The 17,390-nt window shown below is 56.0% G+C and carries 16 protein-coding genes; 4 read left to right on the top strand and 12 right to left on the bottom strand.

Going from position 1 to position 17,390, the window contains the following annotated elements; translation table 11 throughout:
* Nucleotides 1-23: 23 nt before the first annotated feature.
* Nucleotides 24-1,715 carry a cache domain-containing protein gene (locus tag P8T57_RS14645; RefSeq protein WP_065702188.1) on the bottom strand — a complete coding sequence of 564 codons (1,692 nt, stop codon included), beginning with the start codon at nt 1,713-1,715 and terminating at the stop codon, nt 24-26.
* Nucleotides 1,716-1,997: 282 nt separating this feature from the next.
* Here P8T57_RS14645 and P8T57_RS14640 point away from each other — a divergent pair, with 282 nt between their 5' ends.
* Together P8T57_RS14640 and P8T57_RS14635 are read left to right on the top strand one after the other, a co-directional pair.
* Nucleotides 1,998-2,507, top strand: coding sequence for a TspO/MBR family protein (locus P8T57_RS14640; RefSeq protein WP_341363531.1), 510 nt, complete (start codon nt 1,998-2,000; stop codon nt 2,505-2,507).
* A 119-nt stretch (nt 2,508-2,626) separates the two neighbouring features.
* Nucleotides 2,627-3,640: an NADP-dependent oxidoreductase gene (locus tag P8T57_RS14635; protein WP_341363530.1), complete on the top strand. Its 1,014-nt coding sequence runs from the start codon at nt 2,627-2,629 to the stop codon at nt 3,638-3,640.
* Between the two features lie 76 nt (nt 3,641-3,716).
* On the opposite strand, the gene P8T57_RS14630 is transcribed toward P8T57_RS14635, so the two are convergent.
* Both P8T57_RS14630 and P8T57_RS14625 read right to left on the bottom strand, forming a co-directional pair.
* Nucleotides 3,717-4,559 carry a DUF3750 domain-containing protein gene (locus tag P8T57_RS14630; protein WP_341363529.1) on the bottom strand — a complete coding sequence of 281 codons (843 nt, stop codon included), beginning with the start codon at nt 4,557-4,559 and terminating at the stop codon, nt 3,717-3,719.
* Nucleotides 4,560-4,705: 146 nt separating this feature from the next.
* Nucleotides 4,706-5,680: a helix-turn-helix domain-containing protein gene (locus tag P8T57_RS14625; RefSeq protein WP_341363528.1), complete on the bottom strand. Its 975-nt coding sequence runs from the start codon at nt 5,678-5,680 to the stop codon at nt 4,706-4,708.
* Nucleotides 5,681-6,067: 387 nt separating this feature from the next.
* On the opposite strand from P8T57_RS14625, the gene P8T57_RS14620 reads away from it, so the two are divergent.
* Nucleotides 6,068-7,525, top strand: a complete 1,458-nt coding sequence (locus P8T57_RS14620) for an aldehyde dehydrogenase (RefSeq protein ID WP_007090730.1) — start codon at nt 6,068-6,070, stop codon at nt 7,523-7,525.
* An 81-nt stretch (nt 7,526-7,606) separates the two neighbouring features.
* On the opposite strand, the gene P8T57_RS14615 is transcribed toward P8T57_RS14620, so the two are convergent.
* The 6 genes from P8T57_RS14615 to P8T57_RS14590 form a co-directional block, all read right to left on the bottom strand.
* Nucleotides 7,607-8,080: a YaiI/YqxD family protein gene (locus P8T57_RS14615; RefSeq protein WP_007090729.1), complete on the bottom strand. Its 474-nt coding sequence runs from the start codon at nt 8,078-8,080 to the stop codon at nt 7,607-7,609.
* Nucleotides 8,081-8,121: 41 nt separating this feature from the next.
* Nucleotides 8,122-9,366, bottom strand: coding sequence for an MFS transporter (locus P8T57_RS14610; protein WP_341363527.1), 1,245 nt, complete (start codon nt 9,364-9,366; stop codon nt 8,122-8,124).
* Nucleotides 9,367-9,497: 131 nt separating this feature from the next.
* Nucleotides 9,498-10,226 (bottom strand): amino acid ABC transporter ATP-binding protein, encoded by a 729-nt coding sequence (locus P8T57_RS14605; protein ID WP_007090727.1) that lies wholly within the window; start codon nt 10,224-10,226, stop codon nt 9,498-9,500.
* On the bottom strand, nt 10,213-10,866 hold the full coding sequence (locus P8T57_RS14600; protein ID WP_007090726.1) for an amino acid ABC transporter permease: 654 nt from the start codon (nt 10,864-10,866) through the stop codon (nt 10,213-10,215). The genes P8T57_RS14605 and P8T57_RS14600 overlap by 14 nt, the downstream gene beginning before the upstream one ends.
* Nucleotides 10,859-11,530 carry an amino acid ABC transporter permease gene (locus tag P8T57_RS14595; protein ID WP_007090725.1) on the bottom strand — a complete coding sequence of 224 codons (672 nt, stop codon included), beginning with the start codon at nt 11,528-11,530 and terminating at the stop codon, nt 10,859-10,861. Before P8T57_RS14595 ends, P8T57_RS14600 begins: the two co-directional genes overlap by 8 nt.
* Nucleotides 11,531-11,582: 52 nt before the next feature.
* Entirely contained in the window at nt 11,583-12,365 is a 783-nt protein-coding gene (locus P8T57_RS14590) for a transporter substrate-binding domain-containing protein (RefSeq protein WP_341363526.1), read from the bottom strand.
* 204 nt (nt 12,366-12,569) lie between these two features.
* On the opposite strand from P8T57_RS14590, the gene P8T57_RS14585 reads away from it, so the two are divergent.
* The gene (locus P8T57_RS14585) at nt 12,570-13,247 is read left to right on the top strand and encodes an FCD domain-containing protein (RefSeq protein WP_341363525.1); all 678 of its coding nucleotides are present in this window, start codon (nt 12,570-12,572) and stop codon (nt 13,245-13,247) included.
* A 101-nt stretch (nt 13,248-13,348) separates the two neighbouring features.
* On the opposite strand, the gene P8T57_RS14580 is transcribed toward P8T57_RS14585, so the two are convergent.
* The 3 genes from P8T57_RS14580 to P8T57_RS14570 form a co-directional block, all read right to left on the bottom strand.
* A complete protein-coding gene (locus P8T57_RS14580) occupies nt 13,349-13,558 on the bottom strand; it encodes a cold-shock protein (protein WP_007090722.1) in 210 nt (69 codons plus the stop codon).
* A gap of 78 nt (nt 13,559-13,636) precedes the next feature.
* Nucleotides 13,637-15,445, bottom strand: coding sequence for a DEAD/DEAH box helicase (locus P8T57_RS14575; protein ID WP_341363524.1), 1,809 nt, complete (start codon nt 15,443-15,445; stop codon nt 13,637-13,639).
* A gap of 713 nt (nt 15,446-16,158) precedes the next feature.
* On the bottom strand, nt 16,159-17,367 hold the full coding sequence (locus P8T57_RS14570; RefSeq protein WP_341363523.1) for a YeeE/YedE family protein: 1,209 nt from the start codon (nt 17,365-17,367) through the stop codon (nt 16,159-16,161).
* Nucleotides 17,368-17,390: the final 23 nt, after the last annotated feature.

Raw genomic sequence — 17,390 nt, 5'->3', positions numbered from 1 at the left:
AATGTCCCTTGCGAACCCGCAGCTTAGGCGCTGCGAACCTCGGCCAGGAAAGCTTCGACGGCATCGTTCAGAACCGCCGCCTGACGTCCAAGTCCTTCGGCAAGGCCAAGCACCTCGTTCGAAAGCTTTTCGGCATCATCCGCGGCCGACGAAACGCCCGTGATGTTTTCCGAAACATCACGGGTACCGTGTGCGGCCTGCTCGACATTGCGTGCGATTTCCTGTGTTGCGGCACCCTGTTCTTCAACGGCTGCTGCAATCGTGGTTGTCGCACCGTCAAGACGGCGGATGGTTTCGGCAATCTCGGCAATGGCCGTTACCGCGTTGGATGTCGCAACCTGAATATCACCGACCTGGGATCGGATATCCTCGGTTGCGCGTGCGGTCTGGTTGGCAAGGTTTTTGACCTCGTTGGCCACCACGGCAAAGCCTTTGCCGGCATCACCGGCTCGCGCCGCCTCGATGGTAGCGTTAAGCGCCAGAAGGTTGGTCTGTTCGGCAATATCGGTAATCAGCGAAACGACCTCGCCAATCTGGTTTGCCGCTTCGGCCAGCAGTTCGATCTTCTGGTGGGTGTCTTCGGATGTGCGAACCGCACCATTGGCAATGGTAGATGATTGCGCTACCTGATTGCTGATTTCCGCAATCGAGGCACTCAATTCCTCGGCTGCCGATGCAACGGTTTCCACGTTGCTCGACATTTCCTGCGAAGCTGCGGAAACAATGGTCGAACGCTGACCAACCTGTTTAGAGGTATCGGTCATCGCATTGGCGGAATGCTGCATGTTACCCGATGCCTGAATAACCTGTGCAACCACCTGCCCGACGCTGGCCTCGAAACTGTCGGCCATTTTGCGAAGTGCGGCGCGTTTTTCTTCCTCGGCAACACGCTCCTGCTCTTCACGCGCTTCGCGCATTTCTTCCATTTCGATTGTTTTCGATTTGAAGATATCCATGGCGCGGGCCAGATCGCCGATCTCGCTTTTCTGATCGGTATATTTGACGTCGATCTTGTGATCGCCCTGCGACAGACGCAGCATGTTTTCCGAAATGGCATAAAGCGGACGGGTAATGCCCCGGCTGATCATCAGCGAAACACCGACAACCGCACACAAGACCGCCAATGCCACCAGTCCCATCACCAGCATGCTCTGCATGAAGACGGCATTTACGTCATCAATGTAGATCCCTGTGGCAACAACCCAGCCCCACGGCTTGAACGCCTTGACGAAGGAAAGCTTCGGACGGAGCTTGTCAGACTTTGGCACCTGATAGGTATAATCGACAAAGCCCTGCCCCTCTTCTTTGGCGACACGGGCGAATTCGCGGTAATGGTGTTTACCCGATCCATCAACCGCATCACTCAGATTCTTGCCAACAAGATCCTTCTTGATGTCATGGATCAGAACCACCGGCGTGTAATCAAACACAAAGAAATAGTTGGTTTCATCATACCGAAGGGCCGCCACCGCCGCCTTGGCCGCATTTTGCGCCTGTTCGGTGGTCATTTCGCCGGACTGTTCCATCGCATGGAAATGCCCAATCAGGCTGATTGTTGATTCAACCAGATTTTTGGTTTTTGCCTTACGATCTTCAAGCATATTGCTGCGCAATTCGGTCAGACCGAACGCCCCAACCAGCAGTGCCGCAAGGATCGCCCCCGCGACGATGATCAGCATTCGCGTGCCGATCTTCATTGAATTCAGATTGAACATTTCCATCCCCATAAGCCAGTGCCTAATCGTTGCCAACATGTTGGCAACGTTTTGTTCTTTTCAAGTATCCCACCACCAGCGCACCGTATTTTACATTTCCGGCAGAGGGAATAATCAGATTATAGCAAGCGCATACAATATCCAGACATGTTTCAGCTGTGATACTAATCACTTATGCGGCTATATTTATTGTGACTTCATACCCGCGTGGACTCCCTCCCCTTGCGGATAAGCCTTCTGGTCCGATCTATTGGATGTCCAATGGCAAACAGGGATAAAACCATGACCAATCAAACCGGCACCATCTTTAACCCCAATCACCGCACGCGCGTTTTTGCGCTGATTGCATTCATGGTGCTGTGTCTGATCATCTCGGCAGCAGGCGGGGCCGTCACGGCAACCAGCGTCCATGACTGGTATCCGACACTGGAAAAGCCGTTTTTCAATCCGCCAAACTGGCTGTTTGGTCCGGCATGGAGCCTGATTTATTTCCTGATCGCCTTTAGCGGCTGGCGCGTCTGGCTTAAACGCGGGATTTACGGGGCAAAGGGCCCCTTTGCCATCTACGCCGCCCAACTGACCCTGAACCTTCTGTGGTCGTTTCTGTTTTTCGGGGCGCAGTCACCATTTCTCGGGCTGATCGATATCATCCCGCTTCTGATCCTGATCATCATTAATTGCGCGATGTTCTGGCGGATTGATCGGCTGGCGGGGATGCTTCTGGTGCCCTATGCATTGTGGGTTGGCTTCGCTACATTGCTCAACGGATCGATTTATTTTCTTAACCCCTGAAACACTCCTGAAACCAAAGGGCTTTTGAAATTCGACCGAAATCCGCCATTGCGAAATGACGGTAGGAATCCTACGTCGGGCACATCTTAGCGTGCGTAAAACCGACCGAGGAGGCCCAGATGAGCATTGCAGCGAAGGAAATCCACCTTTTGCATTACCCCGATGGCGTTCCCACCACGGAAGACTTCGCGGTAAGAGACAGCGTCCTGCCAAATCCGCTTGACGGGGAAGTCCTGATTGAAAATATCTGGATGTCGGTCGATCCCTATATGCGCGGTCGCATGACCAAACGCAAAAGCTATATCCCGCCGTTCGAACTGAATGCCCCGCTTGAAGGCCACGCGATTGGCCGGGTCATGCAAAGCCGCGACCCACGCTTTGCCGAAGGGTCGCTTGTTACCTCGATGACCGGCTGGCGCAGCCATGCACTGCTTGAACGTGATTACCTGCATCCCATCCCCGATATGCCTGATATTCCGCCCGAAAAGTTTCTGGGTGTGCTGGGCATGCCCGGCATGACGGCCTGGGTGGGGTTGAACCGGATCGCCAATTGCAAGGCGGGCGATACCGTCTTTGTTTCCGCCGCCGCCGGGGCGGTTGGATCTGTGGTTTGCCAACTCGCCAAAGCCAAGGGATGCCGGGTTATCGGATCGACCGGTGATACGGAAAAGGCAAAATGGCTGCGCACTGAATTGAACGTTGATGCGGTAATAAATTACCGCGATACCGACGACCTTTCAGGAAGCCTTGGCGAAGTCGCCCCGCAGGGCATTGATGTTTATTATGAAAATGTCGGTGGCGCGCATCTTGAGGCCGCCCTTGATCATATCAATACTGGCGGGCGGATTGCCGTATGCGGCATGATTTCAAACTATAATGACAAGTCCCCGCAACCCGGCCCACGCAACCTGTTCAGGTTAACGACACAACGCGCAAAGATGGAAGGCTTCATCGTCAGCGACCATTGGGGCAGTTACCCCGATTTCGTACGCGAAGGGGCCGATCTGGTCCGAAGCGGGCAGCTCAAAAGCCGTGAAACCGTGATCGAAGGGCTGGAAAACGCCCCCGAGGCCTTTATCGATCTGTTCAAGGGTAAGAATACCGGCAAGATGCTGGTTAAACTCGCCGATTGATCCGCCATAGAAGCCCTTAAAAAACAAAGCCCCGCCAAATCAAAATGAGCGGGGCTTTGTCGTTGGGTTCATGCTCTCAATACGCTGGCGTTCCGGCACCGTCGGCCTCCGCTGCTTCTTCGGCTTCTGCGGCTTTAACCGTCTCGACATCGCCAACCGGGGCAACATTATCCATACCCAACCTACCGACAGACGGCAGACGCAGGGCCGGGCGATTGAAATCAATGCCAAGGTTAAGACCCAGCAGGTTCAACTCGATCCCTTCTTCAAGACCAATGGAAAAACCAAGCAGCCCCAAAAGATTGGCCTGAATACCCTGACCACTGGATGACAATCCGACTGGATCGGTGATCGCACGGAAATCCTTGCCAATCGCGTTGGCCGGCATATCAAGATCAAGGTCGGGCACGCTGCGCCCGATATGGGCGACAAAGGTATTGCTGTTTGGCCCCGGATAGCTGCGATACTGATCCGGATAGGGATAATCCTTGATCGCGGCTTCGATCTGATCAATCAGATCATCCACACCCTCGCCGCGATGATCGGCAAGAATTTGTGGCTCGGACCCGAACCATAAGCCATCGGGCAACGCATAGTTCTTGCGCACCACATTGCCCCCGCCCCAGCCAACAACGTCATATCGCGTGTAACTGGTTTCACCGGCGCGTTTGTAAATGATCCACGGATGAACCGCGAAATAACCGCGCCAGCCATAGGTATGGGCCGCCATGACCTGCACAATCGCAATATCGGCATTCGCCACCGGATCGGCGGCAACGCCCGATGAATGGCGCGGCGCATTACGCCATGTCTGGCGTTTTTCGGCCTTTTCGGCGGGCGGGTCCTGCGCAAGGCTGATGCCAAACGGCAGCACAAGCATCGCCAGAAAGCCCAGAATGAAATTTCTGCCTTTTCTCACCAATCAATCCTGTCAGATGTCACGTTTCATTAATGTTACGATGTGAAACGACAAATAAGATCAAAAAATGGCAATTGGTTTGCAAAGCAGCATCAAAAAACGGTGAGGCTTTGCGACAATTCTGCGACAATTGCCTTGCGCCCCCCTTATGGCCACGCGGCAAAGGTATTGTCGCGCGCCCGTTCCTCGGCCCGACGCAGGCGGCGGTAGGCGCCGGGTGCCTCGCCCATGTAGCGTTTGAAAAACCGGCTGAAATAGGCCGGATCACGAAAACCAAGTCCATAGGCAATCTGCGCGACCGCCAGCGGACTTTGTTCCAGCCGCATGCAGGCTTCGCGAATGACACGCTCATGCACGAGTGTCAGGGGCGGCTTTCCGGTCGCCCGCATCACCGCCGACCCCAGCCGCCGCTCGCTGACGCCAAGGGCCGTGGCATAATCGGCAATGTTCCAATGTTCGCGAAAATGAAGCTCTAGCGTCTGCAAAAACCGCTGAAACGTGATCGATCCGGGGCGATGTTTATCGCGCTGTTCGATCATCCCTTTGGCCAGTCGCAAAACCATCGTCAGGATGATCTGAAGATGCGCCCCAACCACGATCCCAGCACCAAGCCCATTTTGCATAAGCTCCGCCCGGATCGCATCAAAGCTGCGCGCAAGTAACGTCAGATTATTGCTGCCCTCCGCCGGGGTGACGTTATGAACCGTATCGGCGGCAAACCGTAACGGCAGCCCCCCGCCCGGCACTGGCGGCACACTTGTGCCGGTTGAACTGCCCCCGCAATGGCGCGCCACCAGATCGTCCGCCGCCGATAACAGATATCCATCCGCCCCGGCATTGACCGATATCGCCTGCGTTTCGCCAAGCGGCAACCACACAAGTGCCGGGGCATGACAGTCAATCGTGCCCTGACGCAACCGGATATGCGCCCGCCCCGACAGCATCAAAACCGCATGGCACCGGTCCCGACGCGCCCGGTCATTCATCACCCAGTCCTGGGACGACAATGCATGATCAAAACGGTACATCACTGCCTGTGTCGTGACCGGCACCGGATCACCGAACGGTTGGATGCCAAATGCTTCCGGGCGTTGATTTTTTGCAATCACCGGCGAAACCATGCCTTTTTGATCCTGAAACATTCCAAATGGTTATATGTAAAATAGTACAATTTTTCGTCTTAAAATGTCAATTTGACCATCTTTACATCGGAACGCTTACAGCGCTTACTAATATTGCGGTCAAAGCAACCGCCAATAACAACAAGACATATTGAACAATGCGTTTCCGTTATTTTGCACATGCGAGTAAACGGACAGGAGGATACGTCACATTTTTACTTTGAACATCAAAGTAGATAACAGATTTTCTGTATCCATCTTCCTGAGGTAACGCCAAAGCGGGAAAACCGGAATCACTGCCCAAAGACCTTTCCGGGTCTTGCCCGGCGCAAAGCTGCCTTTCGCCGCCGCACAGAAGAACATAAAGAAGAAATCAGGAGAAACGTCGTGAACGATGCCAAGCTATTGATCAACAACGAAGCCGTGAATGCCACCAGCAACCGGACATTCGAACGCAAGAACCCGGTCACCGGCAAGGTCGCAACCTCTGCTGCTGCCGCCAGCCCCGCCGATGCGCGCAAGGCCGCCGATGCCGCCGCCGCCGCATTCCCGGAATGGTCAAAAATGGGTCCGGGCGCACGGCGCAAGATTTTGCTCAAAGCCGCCGACATCATGGAAGACAAAGGCAACGAGTTTGGTCGTCTCGTCCTTGAAGAAACCGGCAGTACCCGCATGTGGGGCGGTTTCAACGCCCATCTTGCGGCCAATATGCTGCGCGAGGCCGGTGCAATGACAACCCAGATTCAGGGCAACCTGATCCCGTCCGACACGCCGGGCCTGATGGCCATGGGCATTCGACAGCCGGTTGGCGTGGTTCTGGGCATTGCGCCATGGAATGCGCCGGTCATCCTTGGCACGCGCGCGATTGCCATGCCGCTTGCCTGTGGCAACACCGTGGTGCTCAAGGCATCCGAACTGTGCCCCGCCCTGCATCGCCTGATCGGGCAATGCCTGGTCGAAGCCGGCGCACCGGCCGGTGTCATCAATGTCGTGACCAACGCCCCCGAAGACGCCCCGGAAATCGTCGAAACCCTGATCGCCCATCCGGCAGTGCGCCGCATCAACTTTACCGGCTCCACCCGGGTTGGCCGCATCATCGCCAAACTGGGGGCGGAACACCTTAAACCGGTTCTGCTTGAACTGGGTGGCAAGGCACCTTTCCTTGTGCTGGACGATGCCGACATTGACGAAGCGGTCAATGGTGCCGCATTCGGGGCCTATATGAACCAGGGCCAGATTTGCATGTCGACCGAACGCCTGATCGTTGACAATGCGGTTGCCGATGATTTCGTTGCCAAACTGGCCGCCAAGGCCAAAACGCTGACCGCCGGCGATCCGGCAAAGGCCGAACATATTCTGGGCGGTGTCGTGAATGTCGAGGCCGTCAACCGGATCGAAGAGCTGGTCGAAGACGCGGTTTCCAAGGGCGCAAAACTGGTCGCCGGTTCCGGCAAGGCACGTGATGGCGTGCTGATGGATGCGACCCTGCTTGATCACGTCACCCCCGCCATGCGGATTTATGCCGAGGAAAGCTTTGGCCCGGTCTGTGTTGTTATCCGTGCCGGTAACGAAGACGAAGCTGTCCGCATCGCCAATGACAGCGAATATGGTCTGTCATCTGCCGTCTTTTCGACCAACATCCCGCGCGCGATGGAAGTCGCCAAACGGATCGAAAGCGGCATCTGCCACATCAACAGCCCGACCGTTCAGGACGAAGCCCAGATGCCGTTTGGCGGGGTGAAAGCCAGCGGCTATGGCCGCTTCGGATCGCAGGCATCGATTGATGAATTCACCGAAATGCGCTGGATCACGATCCAAAGCGGCAAACGCCACTATCCGTTCTAGGAATATCACATTCCGCAGGGGGGAAGCCCGGTCGCACTCCCTCAGATGATCGGCCGGGACCTGTGGCAGGCCGCCTTGCGCTTAACCGCGCAGGGCGGCCTGTATCGTGACTTCCAGCATATTGGAAAACCGCGACCGGTCCTTCTGGGTAAAGCCCGCATTGCGGCCCTGCTCCCCGGTGACTTCGCGCATATGGGCGGCAATTTCACGCCCCGCCAGCGCATTGCCGATATTCGCCTCGGTAAATTCCTGACCATTGGGTCGCAACACGCGCGCCCCGATTTCAAGCCCCCGCGATGCCAGCGGAATATCGTTGGTTACGATTACATCGTTTCTAACCGCATTTTCGGCAATCCAGTCGTCGGCGGCATCGGGTTCCGGCGGCACAATCACGATCTGGACCAACGGATTGCGCGACGGGCGAATACCGCCGTTTGACACCATGATCATTTCCAGACGATGGCGTTCGGCCACACGTTCGCATTCCGCCTTCACCGGGCAGGCATCGGCATCGACAAACAAACGCGGGCGCGTATTTTGGGTTTGTTCTGACATGGCGCGATCATCGCCGGGACACGATGAAAGTCAAGCCATCTTCACGCTGTCCCTATTGTCCGCTCTGAATGCTTTGCTTCGCGCATCAACACCAAAACAAAACAGCCAATCGCCGCAAGGCCACAGGCAAAAAGTGTTGTCGTGCGGAAATCAAATGCACTGGCCACAAGCCCGGTCAAAAGATTGCCGACCAGTCCCCCAACAAAAAGCGAACTCATATAATAGCTGGTCGCGACACCGGGCTGCTCGGGGGCAAAGTTTTGAACAAACGTCATGCTGATCCCTGCGAAGATGCCGTAATAAAGCCCGTCAAGCACCGACAGAACAAGAACATCGGCCAGACTGTCGGCACTGTGGATTGCCCCAAAGAAGATGATGGCAAGGATCGCTGCAATCACCATGCCCTTGCGTTCGCCGACCTTGCGAATGATTGATGCGCAGTAATAAATCACCACCACTTCGACAAAGCATTTAACGGTCAGCTCAAGACCGGCTGCAGACGGCATCAAACCAAGCTCGGTCGAGAAATAAAGCGGCATGGCCGACACAAAAACCACATTCCCGGAACCCAGCAAGAACACCGGAATACAGGCAACCAAAAGCCCGCGATTGAACGGAATCTTTGCATTGGGATCAAGCATTCCGGGATGGTGGGTCCGAAACGCAGCAGGCACAACCATCAAACAGACGCCAAACCAGATCACCGCCAATGCCGCAATCGCGTAATAGGTCACGGCAAAGCCATATGCCCCGAAAACCGTCAGCGACACCGCAGGTCCGACCATCCAGCCAAGCGATGTCTGCATCCGCAGGAATCCGTTGAATTTGGCGATATTGCGCCCGGTCTGCTCGGCAAAGAGCCGTCCAAACGAATAGACAACCGACAAAACCCCGGACCCGACACCCAGCAACACCGACACAATCGCCAGATACACCCAGTAAACCTGAAAAGTACCCAGCAACAGCATACCCGCGGCAAAGCAGGTAATACTCGGGATCACAAGGAAACGGATCGGCACACCGCGGTCAATCGCGCGCCCGTATGCCCGGTTGGTCAAAAGCGTGACGCAAACCTGCACAATCGCAACAAGGCTGGTTTTCCAGGGCGGTTCGCCCAGTCCTTCAACAATATAAAGCCCGGTCAGGGGAGCAACACAGCTTGTTGCAAACGCCCCGATCAGCACCAGTGCAAGAACCAGCAACGGATATCGGTCAAGCCGTGCCAGCATGGCATTCATGGCAGGCTGTTCATTGGGACTATCCGGTCCTGTAACCCCGTCGCGCATTTCACTGATGTCCTTGTTATCGGGTGGCGATATCAAAGAACCGTTCTAGCGTTTCAACTAAAAAGAGTGAAATTTTTTCCGCGTCCCGCGATCAGGATGTCACAAAACCATCACAGCCTGTCCGGCTGCGATCACGCCAACCCGCCAACAAAGCTGGCAAGTTCCGGGGTTTTCGGATTGGCAAAAACATCTTCGGGGGCACCGCTTTCATGAATGCGGCCCTGATGCATGAAAACCAGTTTATCGCAAACCTCGCGCGCGAAACGCATTTCATGCGTCACCATCACCAATGTCATGCCCTCCTCGGCAAGCTGGCGCACGACGGCCAGAACCTCGTTCACCAGCTCGGGATCAAGGGCCGATGTCACCTCGTCACACAGCAATACACGTGGCTTCATGGCAAGGGCACGCGCAATCGCCACGCGCTGCTGCTGCCCGCCTGAAAGCTGATCGGGGTAATGCATCATCTTGTCGGCAAGCCCGACCTTGGCCAGCATTTCCTCGGCCACTTCTTTCGCCTCGGCCTTTGACTGCTTTTTCACGACCTGCGGCGACAGCATGACGTTTTCAAGTGCTGTGTAATGCGGGAACAGATTGAACTGCTGAAACACCATGCCAACGTTAAGCCGAAGCGTAAGCACATCGGTATCGCGGTCACCAACCTTCTTGCCCGCCACCATGATCGTCCCGTCATTGATGGTTTCAAGGCCGTTAATGGTGCGCAAAAGCGTGCTTTTGCCCGACCCGCTTTTCCCGATCAGGGCAATCACCTGCCCTTCCTCGATCTTAAGGTCGATGCCTTTAAGGACTTCAAGCTCGCCAAAGCTTTTGTGGATAGCGTGCAGTTCAACGAGCGACATGACGAAGTTTTCCTTCCAGATGGCGGGCATAAAGCGAAAGCGGGAAACAGATCAGGAAATACATGACGGCCACACAGCCATAGACCGTAAAGGGCGCATAGGTCGCGTTGGTGATCATGGTCCCGGCCTTGGTCAGTTCGACAAACCCGATGATCGAGGCAACCGCCGTCCCCTTGACCACCTGCACCGAAAAGCCGACCGTCGGCGGCACCGCAATACGAAGCGCCTGCGGCAGAATGATATAGCGCATCTGCTGGCGGAAATTCATGCCAAGGCTTGCCGATGCTTCCCATTGGCCAAGCCCGATGGATTCAACGCACCCCCGCCAGATTTCGGTCAGAAACGCACTGGTAAACAGCGTTAACCCCAGCATCGCCGCGATCCAGGGCGACACATCAATCCCGATCAGCGGCAGACCGAAGAACACGATGAATAGCTGCATCAAAAGCGGCGTGCCCTGAAACAGTTCGACATAGCCGCGCACCAAACGCATCGCCCACGGATTACCGGCGGTCCGAACCATCAAAAGCAAAAGCCCGACAATCCCACCCAGCACAAAGGCGGTAAGTGACAGCAACACCGTCCAACGTGCGGCCAGCAGCAGATTATAAACAATATCCCAAAGGCTGAATTCAGACATGACTGCGCCGTTCAAACAGGAAGTTGCCAAATATCTTCAAACCCCAGCGCAGCAGTACCGACATCACCAGATAAAGCGCGGTCGCCACGAAATAGACCTCGAAGGCACGGAAATTGACGGCCTGGATATAGTTCGCCGCAAAGGTCAGTTCCTCGGCCGCGATCTGCGAACAGACCGACGAGCCCAGCATGACAATCACGATCTGGCTTGATAATGCTGGCCAGATTTTCTTGAGCGCCGGACGGATAATGACATAGCGGAAAATCTGTACCCGGTTCATCGCAAGGCTTTGGGCGGCCTCGATCTGCCCCTTGGGGATCGCAAGGATACCCGCCCGGATGATTTCGGTCGAATAGGCACCAAGATTGACGATCATTGCCAGAACAGCAGCCTGAAATTCACTTAGCTTCACGCCAAGCGCCGGAAGACCAAAAAAGATAAAGAACAACTGCACCAGAAACGGCGTATTGCGGATCAGTTCCACATATATGCCGACGATCTGGCTGATGACGGGGGCACGCGATGCGCGCGCCCACGCCCCCAAAGTCCCCAGACTGACGCCAACCACAGCTCCGATGACGGTCAGTTCGGTTGTCAGGACAACCCCGTCAAGCAGCAATTGCCAATGCGGGACAATTGCACCGAAATCGAATTCATAAGCCATTGAAACCAAGCAATCCGGTCAGGGGTGAAGCCATCAGTCAATCAAGTCAGGATCAGAGCTTTTGCGGCAGCGGAATGCCAAGCCACTTTTCGGCAATCGCATTCAGACGGCCATCGGCAATCGACGCCGCGATGATCTCGTTGACCTTGGCTTTGAATGCATCCTCGTCCTTGTTCAGCCCCACATAGCAAGGGGAGTTTTTGATCAGGAATTTCGGCTCCGGCTTGCGCGGCGGGTTGCGTTCGATGATGGCCGCTGCCGTGACATTACCGGTCGCAATCAGGTCAACCTGGCCCGAAAGGAAGGCCGAAATCGTGCCGTTATTATCCTCATAACGCTTGATTTCGAGATCCGCCGGGGCAATTTTGGTCAATTCCAGATCTTCAATCGCACCACGCGTCACACCAACCGAATGCCCCGAAAGGTCTTCGGCCCCCTTGACGTCGATATCAGCCGGGCCAAAAACGCCGTTATAGAACGGTGCATAAGCATCGGTGAAATCAATCACCTTTTCACGGTCCGGGTTTTTGCCAAGACTGGAAATCACCAGATCGACCTTGCCGGTGGTCAGATACGGGATGCGGTTACTGGACGCGACCGGCACCAGCTCAAGCTTCACACCAAGGTCGCTTGCGATCAGGGCCGCCATATCGATGTCATAGCCTTTGGGCTGCATGTCGGTGCCAACACTTCCGAACGGCGGAAAGTCCTGCGGCACGGCGACTTTCAAAACGCCGGCTTCCTTGATGCTATCAAGTGCCCCTGCTGATGCGCCTGCCAGCGGGGCCGTAATCATGGCAATCGCGGCGATGGTTGATTTCAGAAATTTGTTCATTTGCCTCTACCCGTATGAAAGTGGATTATTAGACTTATTTTTAATCTGCATAAAATAACTGCATAAAATTTATGCTATTGTCCATGGGTAAATTTCGCACTTGCGAAGAATCACAAGCTGATTAAAGCTATAACCCTTAAATATATTGGATTTTTGCGCCGGATAAATTTTGACACAACTGGTCAGACCAGTTATGGAAAACGCATGACACGCACTGAAACCGCCCCGGAACGCGCCGCACGCGCCATTCGCAACCTGATTAAAAGCAACGGCTTAGGTCCTGGCGACTCTTTACCGGCCCAGCGCGAACTGGCCGCCACCCTTGGCATCAGCCGCGCCAGCCTGCGCGAGGCGCTCGCAACGCTTGAAGCCATGGGACTGATCCGGGTTCAGGCTGGCAAGGGCGCCTATGTCGCCGATCCCCATGACGCAATGCCACGCGATGACAATCAGAAACGTCAGGCCGCACAGGTCTATCAGTTCCGCCTTGCCATAGAACCCTATGTCGCGGGCCTCGCCGCACAGGCCCGCACGCGGGATCACCTGATCGCCCTTCAACGCAGCATCGATGACATGCAAACCGCGTTCGAGGCTGACGACCTGATCACGGCCGCCAATGCCGATACCGAATTTCATGAAATATTGCTATCCGCATCGGGCAATCCGTTATTTACCGCTGCGATCTTTCCCGCCGCACAAACCATCCATGAAAACCAGATGCTGCCCTTTGCCAATGCAGCCGCGATCAAGGCACCGTTGCGCGAACATGAACAGATCCTGCGCTATGTACGCGACCGCAATCCATCGGGTGCGCGCGATGCCATGCACTTTCATGTGCTCAGTGCCGCGACCCGGGCCAATATCGCCTTCCTGCGCCCCTAGGGTATGGGCACGTAAAACGTACAGATAAAACAAAACCCCCATCCGGTTGCCCGGATGGGGGTTTTGCAAATCAGCGCCTTCGCAAGCGAAGGCAAACCGAATTAAGCAGCGGTCAGATCGTCAGCCGAAACGCGGCCCGAACGTGAGTCGGTGCGCAGTTCGTAGTTGATCTTGTCGCCTTCCTGCGGGTGGTTCATACCAGCGCGTTCAACGGCGCTGATGTGCAGGAATACGTCATTTCCGCCTTCGTCCGGCTGAATGAAACCAAAGCCTTTGGTTGCGTTGAACCATTTAACGGTACCAGTTGCCATCTTTAAATCTCCTTTAGAGTGTCGATTGGCGTTACGGCGCATCCCGCGTGGATGCACCAATCAGTTTGGAAAGCTGCCTCAGGCGATTTCGCGCCTGCTGCGGTTTCCGGAATTGTTTTCAGAACGGCGTTCGCCATTCGGGCGTGCGCCCGGACGACCACCGACTGGCTTGCCGGGGCGCGCACGACCCGGACGTGCGTTGCGGGCTGCCGGTTTGCCGGGCTGACCCGGTTTACCATTTGCAGTCGCACCGTTGCCGGTTGTGCGGCGCTCGTCCGAGCTGCCAAGGAATGAAAGGTTGGATGCAATGCGGTTGTCACCGCCGCCCGTCCCGTTCGAAGTCACCTTTTTCGGTGTCCGAACCCGGTTATCGCCATTGGCGTTACGGGTATCACGGGCATCGCGACTGTCACGACCGTCACGACGCGCACCATCACGCCCCTGCGGACGGGCCGCTGCGCGATCAGTACGCTCGTTGCGATCCGCACCACCCTTGATGCCGCCCTTGTAACGGCCGGAATTTTCCGATCCGCTGGCGACATCGCGCGTGGTTTCTTCGGTACGACGACGATCATTGCTCCGGTCATTGCGATCATTACGACCACGGGCATCATTGCGCCCCTGACCGTTACGGCCACCTGCACCCGGACGACCACCGCCATTCCGGCCACGCCCGTTACCATTGCCATTGCTGGCACGACGATCGGGATTGGCATCGCGTTCGGCTTTTGAAATCGCGTCCTGCTCGGCGGCTGCCTTTGCATCGCGACGATCAATTACCGGGATCGACTGACGGGTGGTTTTTTCTATATCACGCAGAAGACCGCGTTCTTCTTCATCACAGAATGCAATCGCCGAACCGCTGGCCCCACCGCGTGCGGTACGACCGATACGGTGAACATAGCTTTCCGGGACATTCGGAAGTTCGAAATTCACAACGTGGGTCACACCGTCGACATCAATACCGCGTGCGGCAATGTCGGTTGCGACCAGAACGCCGATCTGACCATCCTTGAACGCGTTCAAGGCACGCTCGCGCTGATTCTGGCTTTTGTTGCCATGAATCGCAGCAGCACTGATCTTGCAGCTTTCAAGATGACGCGCCACACGATCCGCCCCGCGCTTGGTTCGGGTGAAAACAAGGGTACGTTTGAAAAGCGGGTTATCAAGCAATTCCGCCAGAAGCTGACGCTTGCGGTTTTTCTCGATCATATAGACCGACTGCTCGACGCGTTCCTGGGTCGTGGCAACCGGGGTCACCGAAACCTTGACCGGATCGGAAAGCATATCACCGGCAAGCTGCCCGATCTGCGACGGCATGGTGGCCGAGAAGAACAGGTTCTGACGATCACGCGGCAGCATCTTGATAATGCGTTTGATCGGCGGCAGGAAGCCAAGATCAAGCATGTGATCGGCCTCATCGAGCACGACGACATCAACATTGTTAAGTTTCAGCTTGCCTGCATCAATGTGATCAAGCAAACGGCCCGGTGTTGCGACAAGAACGTCAACACCCGGCGTGATCGCCTTGATCTGCGGACCATGCGCAACCCCGCCAACAACAACGGCAACCGTGGTGTTCATGAAGCGGCCATAGGCACGGAAGCTGTCGCCAATCTGGGCGGCCAGTTCACGCGTCGGCGCCAGCACAAGCACACGGCATGATTTCGCCGGGGTACGGGTTTCGTTTTTGGAAAGACGGTCCAAGATCGGCAGTGCAAAAGCAGCAGTCTTGCCAGTGCCGGTCTGTGCGATCCCCAGAAGGTCTTTGCCTTCAAGGAGAGATGGGATGGCCTGTGCCTGGATCGGCGTTGGCGCATCATAGCCTTCATGCTTGAGAGCGCGAAGGACGGGCTCGGCCAGGCCGAGATCCGAAAATTGGGTCAAATAAAAGTATCTCTTGGTATTGCGGCAGCAGAGGGAAGGGAATCGGCCCTTGAATGTATTACGTCAGCTCTGCGCCTTGCATATTCTTTCGGAAAAGCCCGCGTAGTAGGGCCCTTCAATGCGGTTTTCCGGTAGATCACTCAACAGGCGAGGCCAATAAAGTCCCCTCTACGCTTCTGGAGCGATCAGATAACAAGGGCAACATGCGCAGAGTTTTGTCTGCTTGTCAAACACCATGTTTGTCATGGGCCACGCTTATTTTGCAAACAAGCCCGTCACTTAAGCAGCGCGGGCTTGTTTTGATTGCAAATATCCTTGTTCCTAATTGGCAGAACAAGGGCTCCCTGCCCCGCAAGGATTATATGCCGCACACGGATTTTCTGCTGCGCACGGGTTAAACGCCGCACAGGGGTCTCCCGCGCCGCACGGGTTATATGCGGCACACGGGTTGGCACCGCACGGCGCTGCGGCACATGGATTTGCGGCACAAGGATTATAACCCGCACAGGGATTCGCGGCACAAGGATTGGCGGCACAGGGGTTCGATCCGCACGGATTACCCGCACACGGATTACACCCGACCGCCGGACTGGTGGCCGGGTTGGATATTGCCGGTGGATTGGCGGGCGTGCTGGTGTGATGATAATGATCAAACGCCACCGCACCGCTGGCCGCGAGGAACACCGCACCAAACAGGATTGTATTTTTCTCGCTCATGACTTTTTAAATCCGTCCATGCCAAATACCGGGCGCAGCGCAATACCGATCCAGCTACCGGCAAAGGCCATCACAAACCAGAGCCAGCCATGCACGCTGCCCGAGGCGATGCCGCTAAACAACGCCCCGATATTGCAGCCAAACGCCAGCCGCGCCCCATAGCCCATCAAAATCCCGCCAACTGCCGCCGCCAGAAGGGACGCAAACGGCACCTTCACTTTGGGCGCGAATTTGCCCGCAAGGCTTGCCGCCAATGCCGCCCCGATCACGATGCCGAAATTCATCACCGACGTATTATCCGCCAGCACCGAATTTGAAAGCGCCTTGGCCGGACCGGCCCAGTTCCAGAATTCCCAGGTTTCAACCGGAATACCGATACCTTGGGCGATCTTCGCCCCCCAAAGCCCGAACCCGAACGTGATCGACCACGGATGCCCCGCACTCAGAAGCGTTGCAACATTAAGCCCGGCCAGAAGGATACCCGTCCCGACCAATGGCCACGGACCATGCAGCAATCGGGCAAAGCCCGCACGCGATGCCACCGGTGCGGTTTCAATCGAACCATGGGCGCGTTTTTCAACCCAGATCGTGATCAACGCCACCAAAGCCAGACCGGCAAAGGTCACGCCCAACCCGCCCCATATGCCAAATTCGGTTCCGAGGCTCATGGGCGGCATGGAAGGCAGTTCAAGCCACATCGGCAAATGTGCGGTGCCGATCACAGCACCCACGATAAAGAACACAAGCGTCAGCAACATGCGCGCACTGCCGCCGCCAACCGTAAACAGCGTCCCCGACCCGCATCCGCCGCCAAGCTGCATGCCAAGGCCGAACATGAACGCGCCGACCAGAACCGAAACGCCAACCGGTGCCACCGCGCCGACAATCGGAGTGCCAAGTGGTGCGCCGATGGCAAGCAAAGGAATAAACGCCGCCGCGGCAACGCCAATCATCAAAAGCTGGGCCCGCATCGCGCGGCCGCGCTTTTCGACCGAAAACCGCCGCCAGCCGCCGGTAAAACCGAATGACGCATGATAAAGGGCAATGCCCAGCAACCCGCCAAGGCCATAAAGCGCGGCCTGATGGATATCGACTGCCTGCGCAATCAGCACCGCGATAATCACAAACAGGATCGCCGTGACGGCTGCGGGCCCTTTGTCAAAACTAAAGCCCGAAGCACGGACATTAAGGGTCGTTTCAGACATGGTGGTGACGCTCTATCTGACTG

This window comes from Thalassospira sp. SN3W (assembly GCF_038070535.1).
Classification (GTDB): domain Bacteria; phylum Pseudomonadota; class Alphaproteobacteria; order Rhodospirillales; family Thalassospiraceae; genus Thalassospira; species Thalassospira xiamenensis.
Note: the sequence above shows the minus strand (reverse complement) of the source record. Positions and strands in the feature narration are given on the sequence as shown.

Excerpts from the sequence above, each read along its gene's own strand:
- P8T57_RS14570 (WP_341363523.1), bottom strand. The coding sequence starts at position 17,367 with ATGTCTGAAACGACCCTTAATGTCCGTGCTTCGGGCTTTAGTTTTGAC.
- P8T57_RS14605 (WP_007090727.1), bottom strand. The coding sequence starts at position 10,226 with ATGTCGCTCGTTGAACTGCACGCTATCCACAAAAGCTTTGGCGAGCTT.
- P8T57_RS14640 (WP_341363531.1), top strand. The coding sequence starts at position 1,998 with ATGACCAATCAAACCGGCACCATCTTTAACCCCAATCACCGCACGCGC.
- P8T57_RS14635 (WP_341363530.1), top strand. The coding sequence starts at position 2,627 with ATGAGCATTGCAGCGAAGGAAATCCACCTTTTGCATTACCCCGATGGC.
- P8T57_RS14595 (WP_007090725.1), bottom strand. The coding sequence starts at position 11,530 with ATGGCTTATGAATTCGATTTCGGTGCAATTGTCCCGCATTGGCAATTG.
- P8T57_RS14645 (WP_065702188.1), bottom strand. The coding sequence starts at position 1,715 with ATGTTCAATCTGAATTCAATGAAGATCGGCACGCGAATGCTGATCATC.
- P8T57_RS14615 (WP_007090729.1), bottom strand. The coding sequence starts at position 8,080 with ATGTCAGAACAAACCCAAAATACGCGCCCGCGTTTGTTTGTCGATGCC.
- P8T57_RS14625 (WP_341363528.1), bottom strand. The coding sequence starts at position 5,680 with ATGGTTTCGCCGGTGATTGCAAAAAATCAACGCCCGGAAGCATTTGGC.
- P8T57_RS14610 (WP_341363527.1), bottom strand. The coding sequence starts at position 9,366 with ATGCGCGACGGGGTTACAGGACCGGATAGTCCCAATGAACAGCCTGCC.
- P8T57_RS14590 (WP_341363526.1), bottom strand. The coding sequence starts at position 12,365 with ATGAACAAATTTCTGAAATCAACCATCGCCGCGATTGCCATGATTACG.
- P8T57_RS14600 (WP_007090726.1), bottom strand. The coding sequence starts at position 10,866 with ATGTCTGAATTCAGCCTTTGGGATATTGTTTATAATCTGCTGCTGGCC.
- P8T57_RS14585 (WP_341363525.1), top strand. The coding sequence starts at position 12,570 with ATGACACGCACTGAAACCGCCCCGGAACGCGCCGCACGCGCCATTCGC.
- P8T57_RS14580 (WP_007090722.1), bottom strand. The coding sequence starts at position 13,558 with ATGGCAACTGGTACCGTTAAATGGTTCAACGCAACCAAAGGCTTTGGT.